Origin of the sequence: Acetobacter tropicalis (assembly GCF_001580915.1) — a bacterium.
In the GTDB taxonomy this organism is placed as follows: Bacteria; Pseudomonadota; Alphaproteobacteria; order Acetobacterales; family Acetobacteraceae; genus Acetobacter; species Acetobacter tropicalis.
Map to the genome: position 1 here is coordinate 21,277 of NZ_LHZQ01000203.1, position 15,362 is coordinate 36,638.

Genomic DNA, 15,362 nt, shown 5'->3' on the forward strand with positions numbered 1-15,362 from the left:
ACCCACTGGCCCGATAACTCTCCAGAAGCTGCTTGCGCGAACGCTTCATTCATACAATCTGGCTTTACCCATATGCCTGATCATGCGTTAGACTTCATACTTATATGCTGCGGCAATGGAATGAGTATGACTGATGTTTCCTCTATTTTCCGTAAATGAACTTTCCGACACGTTCTCCTCAGAAAACGTTCGCCTTTTTGATGCAACAGCTCTTCTACCGGGCGAGAGCTTCAATCCCTACACGCGCTTTGAACAGGCCCATATTCCGGGTAGCCAGTATTTTGATGGAGACGAGTTTTCTGACCCCGAGAGCACCCAGCCCCATACTGTTCCCACACCGGCGCGGTTTGCTAAACTCTTTGGCCAGTTAGGAGTGAGAGATACGGATACAGTTGTTTTCTATGATCAGGGAAACGTTGCGTCCGCCTGCCGTGCCTGGTGGTTGGCCAGGTTATTCGGGCACAAGTCAGTTTATGTGCTGGATGGCGGCCTTCCAGAATGGCAACGCAATAACCTGCCCACCGTAGAGGGGAGAGCCTCCACGCATGCGGTGATCGCGTATCAGCCTCGTCCGCATTATAAACGCCTGAAGGGGCTGGGCGACATGCTGGACTGCATCCTGAATGACACAGCCCCTATTCTTGACGCTCGCTCGGCAGATCGTTTTTATGGCCGAACTCCAGAACCTAGGCCCGGCCTTGCCTCAGGCCACATGCCAGGTGCCCTGAACATTCCATTCAAACGAATACTTGATGAAAAAGGCTGTTTTCTGCCAACGGAGCAACTTAGGCACATTTTTTTGGAAACCGGTGTACCTGAAGACCGAGGAGCCATTACAACCTGTGGATCGGGTATGACCGCAAGTGTGCTCAATGTGGGGCTATGCAGAGCCGGTTTTCCTGACAGCGCCTTATATGATGGATCATGGGCAGAGTGGGGCGCCATACCGGACGCCCCTGTAACAAAGGACGCATAAGGGTATGGACGCAGAGTTTCCAGTTAGTAAAGGATGGGAAAAGCTCTCTTCCACCCTTACCCGTCAGGGGCGCCCTCCGCAAAATGAGGAGGGGGCTCCCGTCAACCTACCTTTGACGCGCGGATCAACCGTGCTCTTTCCGTCATTGGATGCCATGCAGAAGCAGGGCCACAGGCGCTATGATCACGAGTACATCTACGGTGCAATGGGCACACCAGTACAGCATGAACTTGAAAAAGTTATTGCGTCTCTGGAAGGTGGAACTGACTGCCAGATTGTCAGTTCCGGTCTTGCTGCCTGTACAACGCCGCTGCTGGCTTTTCTAAAAGCGGGCGATCACTGCCTTTTGCCAGATAGCGTGTATGGACCCACTCGACGTTTTGCAGAAACACTTCTCAAGCGCTTTGGTGTCACGACCACTTATTATCCGCCTTGCGCGGATGCAGCGACAATACAGAGCCTGATGCAGCCCAATACGCGGGTTCTGTTTGCTGAAAGCCCTGGCAGCCATACTTTTGAAGTGCAGGATATGTCCATGTTGGCCTCCGTTGCGCATGCCGGGCAGGCCAAACTCATGCTGGATAACACATGGGGGCTAGGCATCTTTGCGCCCTTCAAGCACGGCGTGGATATTTCCATTCAGGCTTTGACAAAATATCCTTCAGGACACTCCGACGTTATTGCCGGGGCCGTTACCGTCAATACACAGGAAGACTGGCACATGCTGCGGGATGCTTCCATTCAATTGGGACAACTTGCCAGCCCGGATGATTGCTGGCTGACACTGCGCGGTTTACGCACGATGGGTGTACGGCTGGCGCATCAATCTCGCGCTGCTTTGCAAATTGCTCACTGGCTGAAAAATCGGCCTGAAGTGGCACGCGTTCTTCATCCTGCTCTCTCCGATTGTCCGGGACATGAAATCTGGAAACGGGATTTTACAGGAGCCGGAAGCCTGTTCGGCGTGGTACTCAGCCCCCAAATCAGTCAGCATGCCATGGAAACCATGATTGATTCCCTCAAGACGTTCGGCATCGGAGCGTCTTGGGGCGGATATGAAAGTTTGGTTCTTCCAACATCCGGCGGCATCATCCGCAAGCATCCTGTTACCGGAGCCCCTCAAGGACCAGCCTTCCGTTTGCAGATTGGCTTGGAATGTCCAACCGATTTGCAGGACGACCTGGCTCAGGCTTTTGAAATTTTCAAAACGGCAGTTTGAAGACCTCAAAAAGCCTTTTCTTAATCCAGCCCAGCTCGAAGCCGATAAGTCGCGGCTTCAGCCACATGGGCGGGCTGGATTTCCTCTTCTCCTGCCAGATCCGCAATTGTTCTCGCCACACGCAGGAGGCGTGTATATCCACGCGCTGAAAAGCGAAATCGGGTTGAGATTTTTTGTGCCATTGCCTGTCCTGCAGCAGAAAGACCAAGCTCCTCCAAAGAAGCTTCCGCATTTTTACGGCCATTCTGGCGGGCATATTGCACGATACGCGCCCCGCTTACCCGCTCGGCAACAGGAGCACTGCTTTCACCCGGTTGCTGAGTCATATAATCCAAGGGCGTAAACGGCTGCATGGCAACATGCAGATCAATACGATCCAATAGTGGGCCAGAAAGACGGGTGACATAATCTTCACCACATCGAGGCGCCTTCCGGCATTCCCGCTCGGCATCTCCCAGATATCCACATCGACAGGGATTCATGGCGGCAATAAGCTGGAAACGGGCAGGGTAGGTAACGTGGGCGGCTGCACGCGCGATACTGACGCGCCCCGTCTCTAGCGGTTGACGCAATGCTTCAAGAGCACCCCGCGTAAACTCCGGCAGTTCATCCAAGAACAGAACACCATGATCCGCCAAACTAATCTCTCCCGGCCGGGCGCGTGTTCCACCCCCAATCAACGCAGGCAAACTGGCAGAATGATGAGGCTCCCGATAAGGAGGCCGACGAAGAGGGCGGCCGTCTTTTAACAACCCTGCAGCACTATAAATACGGGAAACGTCGAGGCTTTCTTTCGGTGTCAGATCTGGCAGCAATCCGGGCAAACGCGCCGCCAACATGGATTTTCCTGCTCCCGGCGGCCCTGATAAAAGAAGGGAGTGCCCTCCAGCTGCAGCAATTTCTAAAGCACGACGACCCGTTTCCATTCCTCTGATATCAGCAAGATCAGGTACTGCCTCTTGCAAATCTGGCAGTGCAATAGCCAAGAGAGGAGGGGAAATTATTTGCAAACCATTAAAATGATTAATCAAGCTTAGCAAAGTGGGCGCGCCAATTACGGCAATATCTCCACCACAAAGCGCTTCCTGAGCTTGAGAGGCCGGGCATACCAACCCCAATTCCATGGAAGACGCTTCAATAGAGGCAGACAGCACTCCTGCCACAGGATTAAGAGAACCATCCAGAGACAATTCTCCCAATGCCGCAAAGCCGGACACTTCTTCGAAAGGAATAACCTCCATAGCACTTAACAATGCGAGTGCTATCGGAAGATCAAAATGTGAGCCTTCTTTGGGAATATCCGCAGGAACCAGATTGATCACAATCCGCTTGGCGGGCAGGGCAAGGCCCATGGACGTAAAGGAGGCACGAACACGCTCCCGCGCTTCTCCCACGGCCTTATCTGGCAAGCCGACAATCAGAAATGCAGGGAGGCCAGACGAAATCTGGACTTCAACCCAGACAGGTCTGGCCTCTATGCCTGAAAAAGCAAAACTCCGAATGCGGGAATTGATCATTCCCGCACTCCGAACGCAGACCTCACTGTCCTTTATAGATCAGGCGGGCACGAATTGTTCCGTCAAGCTCGCGCAGAGCGTGCAGAATCCGATCATCAAGATCCGTATTCTTTCCTGTATCCGCCTCTACCACCACATACCCGATTTCCCCATCTGTCTGGAGGAACTGGGCCGTAACATTGCAGGTTTCACGCAGAAAAATTTCGTTCAGACGCATCATCATACCGGGCACATTATGGTGCACGTGCATGAATCGTGTTCCACGCGGGCTTTGCGGCAACTGCACACCTGGGAAATTCACAGACCCAAATGTTGAGCCTACATCAGAATACTCAACCAGTTTGCGCGCCACTTCTACGCCAATCCGTTCCTGAGCTTCTGCCGTAGAGCCCCCGATATGTGGGGTCAGGATCACGTTATCTATGCCCTGAAGAGGCGTTTCAAGGCGATCATTCGGCCCTTTTGGCTCTTTGGGGTACACATCAATTGCTGCCCCCAGCAAGTGACCATCTTTAAGCGCTTCGGCCAGAGCATCAAGATCAACAACGTTTCCACGTGCGTTGTTGATCAGGAAGGAGCCTTTTTTCATGGCTCGGATCTGATCTGGCCCCATCAGATTTCTGGTGGAAGGCAACTGTGGCACGTGCAGACTGACCACATCACTTTCGGCCAGCAATTCTTCCAATGTGTCCACAGACCCTGCATTGCCGTGGCCCAGTTTATCCACCACGTCAAAATACATCACACGCATGCCAAAGGCTTCCGCCAGCACGGAAAGCTGGGAGCCAATGGAGCCATACCCCACAATACCCAGCGTCTTGCCCCGTACTTCCCAACTATTGCTGGCAGACTTCTTCCATGTGCCAACATGACACTCGGTAGAACGCGGGAAAATTTGGCGCATGAGCATCACAATTTCGCCCATAACCAGTTCGGCTACAGAGCGGGTGTTGCTGTATGGCGCGTTGAAAACAGGGATACCGTTCAGACGTGCTGCATCCAGATCAACCTGATTGGTCCCGATGCAGAAACATCCGATGGCCACAAGCCGATCAGCGCCTTCGATGACTTCTTTAGTCAACTGCGTGCGCGAGCGAATACCAACAATATGCACACCTTCCAGCGCTTTTTTCAGGGCATCGCCCTCAAGCGCGCCTTTATGGCGGACGACGTTCTCATATCCACTGGCTTTGAGCAAAGCGACGGCACTGTCGTGAATGCCCTCAAGCAGCAGAATGCGGATCTTGTCCTTCGGAAGGGACAGTTGCGTGCTCATGCGGAATAACCATACCTGTTGTGCCGATGCGCAGGCCTATCGCAAATTGCGACAAATTCATAGATCCTGCGTCATGATAACTTTCGTAAGTCTCGCGCTTACGGTCGCGTTGCAAGGGCTTGAACCGCCGCGGAATGGAGGGAGGCATCTCCCACGGCGAGCACTGTTCTGTCTCCTTCAGCATGTAGGGGGGAGCCATCCCAGGCTGTTATTCTGCCGCCTGCGCCTTCAATCACGGGCACCAGCGCAGCCCAGTCCCATGGGTTCATGTCACACTCGGCAATAATATCAATCTGGCCGAGCGCTAGCAGGCCATATGCATAGCAGTCACCGCCCCATGTCATGCGTTTTGCCCGCTTTTTGAGGGTTTTCCATCCCTCATGCGGAGCGCTTTCCAGCATTTCAGGAGAGGTACAGGAGAGTTCTGCTTGACCAAGTTCCGGGCAGGCACGTGTTCCTGCCAGGCCGCCAAAACGGGAAGAAAAGCGGGTAGGCTGACCTGAAACGCCAACCCAGCGCTCCTCGGTAACAGGCTGATCAATAATCCCCAAAACTGGAACCCCATTCTTCAGAAGGGCAATCAGAGTTCCAAACAATGGACGGCCTGTCACAAACGAACGCGTTCCATCCACAGGATCAAGCAGCCAGCGATAGGAGGCGTTTTCATTTTCCAGCCCAAACTCTTCTCCAAATACGCCATGTCCTGGCAGCCGTTCGCTCAGAATAGCCCGCATCACACGCTCCGCCGTCCGATCCGCCAAAGTCACGGGGCTTTGATCTGCCTTGTCGATCACTGCCACAGAAGACCGAAACCAGGGCCGCACGACGCATCGGGCGGCGTCAGCCATCATGTTGGCTACATTCAGGAAAGGAGTCAGGTCATCTGAGGTCATGAGAAGCCTTTAAAAAAGAATGATCTATTCGGCCAATGTGTGCAGATAGGCTATGATATCCGCTCGTTGTGCAGGGGAGGATATCCCGACAAGCGACATCCGGGTGCCGGGTGCAAAGCGAGCAGGAGAGGTCAACCAGTCTGACAAAGCCTGATCTGACCAGACATTCGCTTTCTGCCCTGCAAGAGCCGACGAATACGCATATCCCGTAATACTTGCTCTTGGTCGGCCCGCTACACCGGCCAGATTAGGTCCCACACCATCGCTCGCTGCACTGACAAGTGCATGACAACTGGAACATATCTGGTGCGCCAACTCTTCTCCATGATCCGCGTCAGCGTGAGCCATGTAGGGCGCGATTGGCACGTTCTCTGTGCCGGGCACAGAAAAGGCAGGCTTGGCAGGAGCTGTGATGGGGACAACAGTTGAACCCACTGCGCTACAGATCCAGGCTGTAGCAATGCTCAGCAACACAGCGGCCGCAGCCTTGTTGAGAAACACGCTATCCATTGTCGGAGCTGCTTCCTCCTGTTGCGTTTGGCGTGCAGCTTTCCTAAACTACGTGCCGCTTCGTGTGAAGCAAGTCACCGCGCTGGTTACGCAGCACCGTTTTCACAGTGTTTCCAAGGCTATATTCCGTGCTGAATTGCAGAGCAAGCTGATGGCCACTCCGCTTGTCATTATTCCCGCAAGGCTTGCTTCCACCCGCCTGCCAGGCAAACCGCTTGCAGATATTGCAGGCAAGCCCATGATTATCCGGGTTCTGGAAGCCGCACTGGCCGCTGATATCGGGCCAGTGGTCGTCGCTGCTGCGGAGCAGAGCATCTGTGATACGGTGCAGGCAGCAGGCGGCAACTCTGTTCTGACCGACCCGGCGCTCCCGTCTGGCTCCGATAGGGTCTGGCACGCAACCCAACAAATCGACCCACAAGGCAAGCATGATCTGATTATCAACCTGCAGGGCGACTTACCCACTTTTCCACCAACCGCCCTTCACGCCATCCTGAAGCCACTAGCAGAGCCATGGGTTGACCTTGCAACCCTTGTGACCCCTATCCTTTCGGAAGAAGAAAAGCTGACTTCTTCCGTTGTAAAGGTCGCATGTGATTTTCCCGGCAATGCCACTACGGCACCCGCATTATATTTTTCACGCATGCCACTGCCTTGGGGAGAAGGCCCGCTCTGGCATCATGTTGGGGTCTATGGCTGGCGTCGTGACGCTCTCCAGCGCTTTGTAAGCTTGCCAGAATCCGGGCTGGAAAAGCGAGAGAAACTAGAACAGCTTCGTGCCCTTGAAGCAGGCATGCGTATTGGCTGTGCCAAAATTGACATTGCGCCTTTTGGTGTAGATACCCCAGCAGATCTTGAACGCGCCCGACAGGCCTTCGGAGCATAATCTAAAGACATGACCAAAAAGGTTATCGCCTTTCAGGGCACACCTGGCGCCTATTCCGATCTGGCATGCCGCACCGCCAAACCCGGCTGGCAAACGCTACCGTGCAAGACATTTGCTGAAACGATTGAGGCTGTCCACAAAGGTGACGCTGAACTGGCCATGCTGGCGTGTGAAAATAGTCTGGCTGGCCGCGTGCCGGACATTCATTCACTCCTGCCCAATTCAGGCCTCTATATTGTGGGAGAGCATTTCCAGCGCGTGGAGCATTGCCTTCTTGGTGTCCCGGGAGCCCGCATTGAAGATGTGAAACGCGTTCACACCCATCCTGTTGCCATGGGGCAAATCAGCACCTTGCTGAAAACCCATAATTTCACGCCCGTCATTGAGTTTGACACAGCCGGGGCGGCAGAGTTGGTCGCGTTCTGGAAAAAACCCGAGGAAGCAGCCGTTGCATCAGAACTGGCGGGGCAATTGAACGGGCTACAAATTCTGCAGAGAAACGTTGAGGATGCAAAGCACAACACAACGCGCTTCTATATTGCATCCCGCACCGAACAGCGCCCGTCACCTGGCACGCCTGACAATATGACAACGGTTATTTTCAGCGTCAAAAATATCCCGGGCGCGCTTTACAAGGTTCTGGGAGGATTTGCGACCAGTGGGATCAACATGACCCGACTGGAAAGCTACATGACGGGCGGCAGCTTTGCCGCGACCCGCTTTCTGCTGGATGTTGAGGGGCACCCTGAAGATGCCCCCCTTGGCAAAGCGTTAGCTGAACTTGATTTCTTCTCCGAAAACGCCAAAATCCTTGGTGTTTACAAGCAGTCGCCCTTCCGGCGGCAAATGTCAGGCCGTCCCCCTGAAGAACCATCTTCAGGATGCGCAGACGCCATTGCAGGATAGACGACAGCCCATGTCAGACATAATATTTACCGGCTCCATTACCGCTCTTATTACCCCCATGAACCGGGATGGCAGTCTGGATTTCACCTCTTTCGAAAATCTGGTGAACTGGCAGATAGAGGAAGGCACCTCTGCTCTCTGCGCCATGGGCACCACCGGAGAAAGCCCCACGCTTTCTCACGCAGAACACCATGCCGTGGTAGAGCGGACAATCAAGGTTTCTGGCGGTCGTGTGCCTGTTATTGCGGGCGCAGGCTCCAACAGCACGTCAGAAGCCGTTGATCTGGCAAAACATGCGGAGCAGGCTGGAGCCTCAGCCGCGCTTGTGGTGACGCCTTATTACAATAAGCCCACACAAGAGGGGCTTTATCGTCATTTCATGGCAATTGCCGATGCCATTTCCATTCCTGTTGTGCTGTATAACATCCCAGGACGCTCTGTGGTTGACATCAGCGTTGAAACGATGGCGCGCCTGGCAAAGCACGCCAATATTATTGGCGTGAAAGACGCAACAGCTAACCTTCTTCGCCCCCTGCAAGTGCGCCGCGCCGTTACCAAACGCTTCAATCAGCTTTCTGGAGAAGACGGAACAGCTGTTGCTTTTCTGGGGGCCGGTGGAGATGGCTGCATCAGCGTGACATCCAATATCGCCCCCTCTTTGTGTGCCTCTATACAGAAAGCGTGGCAAGAAGGACGCGCAGGTGACGCCATTGCTGCTCAGGATAAGCTGTTACCGCTGCACGATGCACTTTTCTGCGAAAGCAACCCAGGCCCGGTAAAATATGCTGCAAGCCTGCTGGGTCTGGCAGGGGAAACAACACGCCTCCCACTCGCCCCTTTGTCAGAAGCATCTCGCCTGATGGTTCGTGCGGCGCTTGTTAATGTCGGGCTGCTAAACTGATGGCCCAAAAACCTCGTAAAAATACTATGATCTCTCATGGTATTGCCGCTCAAAATCGAAAAGGGCGTTTTAATTACGCCATCAAGGAAACCGTTGAAGCAGGACTTGTCCTAAAAGGTGCAGAAGTCAAAAGCCTGCGTCTTGGCCGCGCCATGATTACAGAAGCCTATGCAGGCGAACGCGATGGAGAACTTTGGCTTTTCAATAGCTACATTCCTGAATATCAGGGTGGGGTGCTCTCACGCTTTGATACTCGCGCCCCGCGCAAGCTTCTTATGCATCGGAAACAGATTGAAAAATATCTGGGGGCAATCGCACGGGAAGGCGCAACCCTGGTTCCGCTCGACATTCACTTCAACAATCGTGGCGTCGCTAAAGTGACACTTGGCTTGGGGGAAGGGAAGAAGAACGTCGATAAACGTCATGCCATTGCTGAGCGGGACTGGCAACGTGACAAAGCGCGCTTACTACGCAACAAGGGGCGGGAGGACTACTAATCCTACAACCTAAAGACCGGCCCTACACCTTAATAAATCTCTTTGAATTTCCAACGCCTACATACAAAAAACCCCGCCGAAGCGGGGTTTTCTGATTTCCTGCAAAACAGAAAATATTAGGCCGGGTCAATCTGTGCAGCTTCCGGACCTTTCTGGCCCTGAACCACTTTCACATTTGCAGTCTGGCCTTCATTCAGGCTGGAAAGACCGGAGCGTTCAAGAGCAGACGCGTGGACAAAAATGTCCTTGCCGCCACCATCCGGCGTGATAAAGCCAAAGCCCTTAGTCGCATTGTACCACTTGACCGTCCCGCGAATTTCTTCTGCGAAGGACAGATCAGGAGCAGGACGCGGAGCGCGCGCAAAGCCACCACGAGGAGCGCCACCACCAAAGCCACCGGGAGCAGAACGAGGACGTTCCGGCTGTGCCGTGCTTTCGTCAACAGAGATCACTTCCGCGACCTGACGACCTTTCGGGCCCTGACCGATACGTACAACCAGCGTTGCACCGGGACTTACGCCTTCGTGACCAATCTGGGACAGAGCATTGGCATGCAGGAATACATCGCCAGAACCATCAGCTAGTTCAACAAAGCCGTAGCCTTTTTCGCCATTGAACCACTTGACAGTCGCTCCGATTTCCGGACCGGAAGCGATAACCTGCGGGCCACCTGCACCGCCACCAGCGGGTCTACGCGGAGCGAAACCACTACGGTCTGCACCAAAAGAGGGGCGTTCGCCATAAGAGGGCGTTGACATAAAATCGTCGTCAAATCCGCCGCGGCGCGGAGAGCGAGAGCTGCGGTCGGTCCTGTTACTTCTCAACGGTCTTGATCCTGGAACATGGAGAAAGCCGAACTTTCTCCAGATATTGAAAAACGGGCAGATTGCCTAAGACTGGTTGACGCAATACTCATAACTGAGCACAACCCTGTTCCATTCCGTAGCACTGCAACCACACCCGGTATTTTTTCTAGCATACCGTCTGTAGCGTAGCTATAGGAAAGCATGAAACGAGCACGCGTTTCATCCCTTTTCGTGCCTATAACAATTTTGTGATACTCGCATGAATGCTGCAGTTCATCATGCCCGGTTCATGCGTGCCATGCGTAGGTAAATCAGGGTTTTCTGTTGAGGCGCTATCAATTAAAGAAAATAAAGATTACATCTGCGCCTGCAGAGTGAGAGGAAAAATATGTCTGCTGTCGTAAAATTGCCCCGCGTCCGGCATATGGCTGCCACAACCCTTCTTTTAGCTGGCAGCGCTCTTGCTTCCATCTCTACAGCAGATGCGACTCCTCTGCAGGACAAGCAGGGCACATGGACCCTACAGGGAGAGAACGATGCCGTTTCCACCCTCAAATCCACATCTGACCAATATTATACAAGTGGCCTGCGGCTAAACTGGACATCCGGCACAGATACACTCCCCACCCCCATAGCCTCCATCAGCAAGGCCATCTGGGGAGAAGGGGTGCAGCGCATCAGCATGGGACTGCAACAATTAATTTTCACCCCACGAGACACGCAATCTCCCAGCCCATGGGCACCTGGCCAAGCTCAAACCAGCCTGCTGCGCGATCGTCCTTACGCCAGCGTTCTTCTGGGCACGATCAATCTTATCAGCGATACGGACACGTCTCGCAGTGTATTCGGCATTCAAGTGGGGGTCATGGGCCCGGCCGCCATGGGCAGACAACTCCAGAATGGTTTCCACGGCGCTATTGGGGACACTAAAAATCAAGGCTGGGGGCATCAGCTTCAGAACCAGCCTATATTTCAGGTGCAAGGCGGACGGACGTGGCGCTTACCCCTCGTCAAGGTTGCAGGCATTGAAATGGACATGCTGCCTTCTGCCGCCGCTGCAATTGGTGATTACCAAATCTACGGACGTATTGGTGACATGATCCGGATCGGGCAGGGGCTAAATAGTGACTTCGGCATCCCAACCATCGGTGGCTCTGGTACAGATGGAACAGATGCCTACAAAGCCACGCGCCCCTTTGCATGGTATTTCTTTGGCGGGGTAACTGGCGAGGCTGTCGGCTATGACGCCACCCTGCAGGGCAATACAATGCGCAGCAATTCTCTGCACGTGAACAAGAAATGGGATGTGGGAGAGATTCATGCCGGGCTTGCCGTCATGTTTTATGGTCTTCGTGTCTCCTATAGTCAGGTCTGGCAGACGCAGCAGTTTGACGGAGCGAAATCCGGCCTCTTCAATTACGGTTCTCTGATGGTATCTGCCAAATTCTAAAAATTAAGCATAAAAAATAGGCATGTGGTTAAAAAATAGCGTCGAAACTTTTCCATTTGATTAGATTTTGTGGTTTTTGCGCAACTTTAGGAACTTTCTGCCTGATTCTGAGGCGATCCCATGCGTTTTATGTTGGCCTGATAGAAAAGACCATTTTACAGTCAACACCAGAAGCCCTCTGGTGTTTGATGGGAATGGAAAAGTCTGATGCTGCACATGAACGAAACACCGTCCGTCTGTAAAATCATTCCGTTTCAGATGGAAATTTTGTCACGACACCGGGAGTACCTCTCCCGTTGGATTGAGGCTGGACTACCAATGGGCGTTTGTGATGCGGATGTTTTCTCCGCCTCTCAACGTGAGCCTGGCCTTTCCTCTGAATATGTCGTCATCTGGGTGCGCGAAACACCAGACCCAGCTTACAAAGTGTTCTCTCGCGGAAATAAATGGATTGTTGTGGATGCTGTCCGTGAGCATCAACTCGGACAGTTCAGCTCCTTTGCGGATGCTCTTAATATGGTGCGCCCTGTTCTTCCGCGTCCTGAGAAAATTGTTGCGGCCTGATCCTTCCGCCTAATTTTCTCACCTAAGCCATGAAACGTACTTACCCCATGCCAATGGGGGAGAGTTAATGGCTAAAATTACTCTTATGCTCGTAACACACTGAACGTCATCCACGCGTTATAGTATTTTACAGTTGTGTGTTGGCCTATTCGAGCCCCTGCATAGTGTGTTGTTTAGCACTCTCATCTCACTTTAAAGGGGCAGATACTTCATTTCAGGGATTGCGTCTTAGCGTCTCTCCTGCTGCAAGGAGCAGGAGAAAGACATGCGAGCCCGACCTGAAGGAAGATGATATGACCACCATTACTCTCGCCCATCCTGATAGCACCATCCATGAGGCGACAGCGGCGGCAATCATCCGGGTTCTTGAAGCGAACGACGTTGAACCAGAAATTGTTGTCGGCCCTAAAGCAGCCCTTGGGCAAATGCTGAGTAACGGAGAGGTCGATCTCTATATTTCCGCTTGGCTGCCCGAACTGGATTCAGATCTTCTCACATCAGGCGTAACGCCGCTTGGGCACCTGTTCAACCCAGGTGCATATTGTTGCATCTCTCAGGAAGATGCGTCTGTCACATCGCTGACGGATGTTGCCCAGACCACTCAGAATGAGTTGTCACGGACCATTATTACACCAGCATCCCTGCAACAGCAGGTTGAGCACATGCTCGCCACCTACGCTTTGGCTGATGCAGGCTTTATTCTGGAAGTTATGGAAGATGAACAGGCGTTGGCCTCTCTTTCCCATAAGCTTGGAACGCAAGAACGCATCCTTATGCCTCTGACCCAGCCTTGCTTTTTATTCCATCAAGGCGGCTTCCGTATCCTGACGGACCCCAAAGGCGGAATGGGAAAAGAAATGGATGCGCGCATGTTGCTTCGTCCTGGCCTAGCAGAGGAACTTGACCGAGATCTGATGGACGAGCTGGATGAACTGATGCTGAGCACAAAAGTGATTAGCGCGATGGATTACGCCATGCGTACTGAAGGGTTAACAGCCGACGAAGCAGCGGAATCCTGGCAACGAGGCAAACTGCTTCCACGCTGAAGGGAGCTGTTATGACCATGCCATCGGACACCGATACGCGGGATACGGAACTTGCGGCTCAGTATGAAGCTTATCCTTATCCTGAACGGAACGCGCAAGACGAGACAAAACGCCTGCTTATTGGCAGCCCAAGCCATCTTCGCGAAATAGATTACTGGGTATTTGGGGCCCGTAGATCCCGCAGCAAGCCGCTACGGGCGCTTGTGGCCGGGTGCGGAACAGGCGATGGCGCCATCATGCTTGCCACTCAGATGGCACGCTCCAACCGGCCCGGAGAAGTGGTCTGTATCGACCGCTCCCATCATGCTCTTTCTATTGCTCAAGCTCGCGCAACTACCCGCGAACTGGATAATATCCGCTTTATTCAAGCCTCTCTGACTGACTTGAAAAGTCTAGAGCTCGGCTTGTTCGATTATATCGATTGTTGCGGTGTGCTCCATCATCTGCCTGACCCGGCAGCAACCCTGAAAAGCCTTGTGCATTTGCTCGCACCGCAGGGAGGAATGGGCCTCATGGTCTATGCTCCTTACGGTCGCACTGGAGTTTACATGCTACAGGATGCTCTTGAGCAGTTAGCGCCACATACAGAGCCACCAGCAGCACGGCTGGATACAGCCAAACGAGTGATGCGCTCTCTTCCTGCTACAGCATGGCTTCGCCATAATGGTAATTTTGGAGACCATCTGAGCGGGGGAGATGCAGGGCTGTATGATCTTTTGCTTAATCCGAGAGATCGTTCATACACCATTGACGCATTCCTGGACCTATTGAGCGAAGCGGGACTTGACGCATCCTGCCTTATGGAGCCCGCACGGTATGATCCAACGCTGTTTCTACCCGACCCTCGCCTCAGAAAGCGCCTCGGCACATTAAGCGGGCGCGAAAAAGCCATTGTTGCGGAGGCTTTGACTGGCAATATGGCAACGCATGTTGCATACGTTGTTCGACAGGGAGAGCGTATTACCCCCCCAGACTATAATGATTTCGATGCCATTCCACTCATGCGGGAGATCCCGGGCATTGAACTTGCAAAACAGATGCTGGCGGATCACACGCTACCCTTTACCTTTGGCACATTGGCTGTCCCCATACCCCTTCCTCCGCAAACACGAGGTCTTTTGCCCCTTATTGATGGGCAGCGAACAGTGGGAGATCTGGCGGAAATTCTAAGCACCCGCGGCGTAACGGAAGATAAATTCAGAAAAATCTGGAATGAAATCTTTCCAACACTTGAAAGCCTCAACCGAGTGCTACTACAATCTCCCGCGTGAAACAGAAGACCATTTCAGACGGCATATGTCGTGATGCTGCTTCTACTTCCACAAAAACAGCGCCTGTTCCTATTATCATTTTTGGAGCGGCGCTGAAAAAAGATGGCTCTCCGACACCCGCGTTACGGGATCGGGTCAAAGCAGCTCTGGCATTTGGCAGACATCATAAAAATGTTCTTTATATTCCTACAGGAAATGTTCCCCAGAAAGGGGTGACAGAGGCGGAAGTCATGGCCTGCCTCCTTCTCAAAGAAGGCGTATCAGCCACCGAGATCGTGGTTGAAAAAACGGCGACAGACACTTTTGACTCTATAGTAGCCTGTACAAAGATATTAAAAAAACAAAGCCTTAGTAACACCAGAATTGCCTTAGCCACTAGTCCGTATCACATGCCGCGCTGCATGTTGTTAATGCGACTAGCAGGCTGGAAGGTGCATCAGGTTCCGTTTCCTTACAAAAATCTAGCGCGGACGAACCTGTTCCACAAAATCCTGATCATCGGTCACGAAATCCTTGCGAGTGGATGGGATGCGTTGCTCGTTCTGGCTTGGCGTATTGTGCGCTAGAAAGCGGCGTCGTATCCTCCGCGCCACATCCGCGAGGATTTTATCCGAAGAGCACGGCAGGAGGCTCACTGCAGCCAG

16 protein-coding genes are annotated in these 15,362 nt (G+C 53.1%); 11 read left to right on the forward strand and 5 right to left on the reverse strand.

What is annotated here, in order from left to right; all coding sequences use genetic code 11:
- Positions 1 to 133 precede the first annotated feature (133 nt).
- Both AD944_RS08140 and metC read left to right on the forward strand, forming a co-directional pair.
- Positions 134 to 976 carry a sulfurtransferase gene (locus AD944_RS08140; RefSeq protein ID WP_045541946.1) on the forward strand — a complete coding sequence of 281 codons (843 nt, stop codon included), beginning with the start codon at positions 134 to 136 and terminating at the stop codon, positions 974 to 976.
- A 4-nt stretch (positions 977 to 980) separates the two neighbouring features.
- The gene (gene metC / locus AD944_RS08145) at positions 981 to 2,195 is read left to right on the forward strand and encodes a cystathionine beta-lyase (protein ID WP_045541945.1); all 1,215 of its coding nucleotides are present in this window, start codon (positions 981 to 983) and stop codon (positions 2,193 to 2,195) included.
- 20 nt (positions 2,196 to 2,215) lie between these two features.
- Here the strand turns inward: metC and AD944_RS08150 are convergent, their stop codons facing one another.
- The 4 genes from AD944_RS08150 to AD944_RS08165 form a co-directional block, all read right to left on the reverse strand.
- On the reverse strand, positions 2,216 to 3,712 hold the full coding sequence (locus tag AD944_RS08150; protein ID WP_045541944.1) for a YifB family Mg chelatase-like AAA ATPase: 1,497 nt from the start codon (positions 3,710 to 3,712) through the stop codon (positions 2,216 to 2,218).
- A gap of 22 nt (positions 3,713 to 3,734) precedes the next feature.
- The gene (gene serA / locus AD944_RS08155; RefSeq protein ID WP_035381858.1) at positions 3,735 to 4,988 is read right to left on the reverse strand and encodes a phosphoglycerate dehydrogenase; all 1,254 of its coding nucleotides are present in this window, start codon (positions 4,986 to 4,988) and stop codon (positions 3,735 to 3,737) included.
- Positions 4,989 to 5,086: 98 nt separating this feature from the next.
- Complete coding sequence (locus tag AD944_RS08160) at positions 5,087 to 5,881, reverse strand: inositol monophosphatase family protein (RefSeq protein ID WP_045541943.1); 795 nt, start codon at positions 5,879 to 5,881, stop codon at positions 5,087 to 5,089.
- 24 nt (positions 5,882 to 5,905) lie between these two features.
- Entirely contained in the window at positions 5,906 to 6,391 is a 486-nt protein-coding gene (locus AD944_RS08165; RefSeq protein ID WP_061138861.1) for a c-type cytochrome, read from the reverse strand.
- 151 nt (positions 6,392 to 6,542) lie between these two features.
- Here AD944_RS08165 and AD944_RS08170 point away from each other — a divergent pair, with 151 nt between their 5' ends.
- Genes AD944_RS08170 through smpB form a run of 4 tightly spaced genes read left to right on the forward strand, consistent with a single transcriptional unit; the run spans position 6,543 to position 9,581 of the window.
- Positions 6,543 to 7,277: a 3-deoxy-manno-octulosonate cytidylyltransferase gene (locus AD944_RS08170; protein WP_045541999.1), complete on the forward strand. Its 735-nt coding sequence runs from the start codon at positions 6,543 to 6,545 to the stop codon at positions 7,275 to 7,277.
- 9 nt (positions 7,278 to 7,286) lie between these two features.
- Complete coding sequence (locus AD944_RS08175) at positions 7,287 to 8,183, forward strand: prephenate dehydratase (protein ID WP_045541942.1); 897 nt, start codon at positions 7,287 to 7,289, stop codon at positions 8,181 to 8,183.
- Positions 8,184 to 8,193: 10 nt separating this feature from the next.
- The gene (gene dapA / locus AD944_RS08180) at positions 8,194 to 9,084 is read left to right on the forward strand and encodes a 4-hydroxy-tetrahydrodipicolinate synthase (protein WP_045541941.1); all 891 of its coding nucleotides are present in this window, start codon (positions 8,194 to 8,196) and stop codon (positions 9,082 to 9,084) included.
- Complete coding sequence (smpB, locus tag AD944_RS08185) at positions 9,084 to 9,581, forward strand: SsrA-binding protein SmpB (RefSeq protein WP_045541940.1); 498 nt, start codon at positions 9,084 to 9,086, stop codon at positions 9,579 to 9,581. Before dapA ends, smpB begins: the two co-directional genes overlap by 1 nt.
- A 116-nt stretch (positions 9,582 to 9,697) precedes the next feature.
- On the opposite strand, the gene AD944_RS17570 is transcribed toward smpB, so the two are convergent.
- Entirely contained in the window at positions 9,698 to 10,405 is a 708-nt protein-coding gene (locus tag AD944_RS17570; RefSeq protein WP_082741183.1) for a cold-shock protein, read from the reverse strand.
- Between the two features lie 370 nt (positions 10,406 to 10,775).
- Here AD944_RS17570 and AD944_RS08195 point away from each other — a divergent pair, with 370 nt between their 5' ends.
- From AD944_RS08195 to AD944_RS08215, 5 genes are all read left to right on the forward strand, one after another.
- Positions 10,776 to 11,837: a lipid A deacylase LpxR family protein gene (locus AD944_RS08195; protein WP_045541939.1), complete on the forward strand. Its 1,062-nt coding sequence runs from the start codon at positions 10,776 to 10,778 to the stop codon at positions 11,835 to 11,837.
- A gap of 207 nt (positions 11,838 to 12,044) precedes the next feature.
- On the forward strand, positions 12,045 to 12,401 hold the full coding sequence (locus AD944_RS08200) for a hypothetical protein (RefSeq protein WP_145912806.1): 357 nt from the start codon (positions 12,045 to 12,047) through the stop codon (positions 12,399 to 12,401).
- Positions 12,402 to 12,694: 293 nt separating this feature from the next.
- On the forward strand, positions 12,695 to 13,447 hold the full coding sequence (locus AD944_RS08205) for a glycine betaine ABC transporter substrate-binding protein (protein ID WP_035381849.1): 753 nt from the start codon (positions 12,695 to 12,697) through the stop codon (positions 13,445 to 13,447).
- An 11-nt stretch (positions 13,448 to 13,458) separates the two neighbouring features.
- Complete coding sequence (locus AD944_RS08210; protein ID WP_045541938.1) at positions 13,459 to 14,718, forward strand: class I SAM-dependent methyltransferase; 1,260 nt, start codon at positions 13,459 to 13,461, stop codon at positions 14,716 to 14,718.
- A complete protein-coding gene (locus AD944_RS08215; RefSeq protein ID WP_231551860.1) occupies positions 14,715 to 15,284 on the forward strand; it encodes a YdcF family protein in 570 nt (189 codons plus the stop codon). Before AD944_RS08210 ends, AD944_RS08215 begins: the two co-directional genes overlap by 4 nt.
- Positions 15,285 to 15,362: the final 78 nt, after the last annotated feature.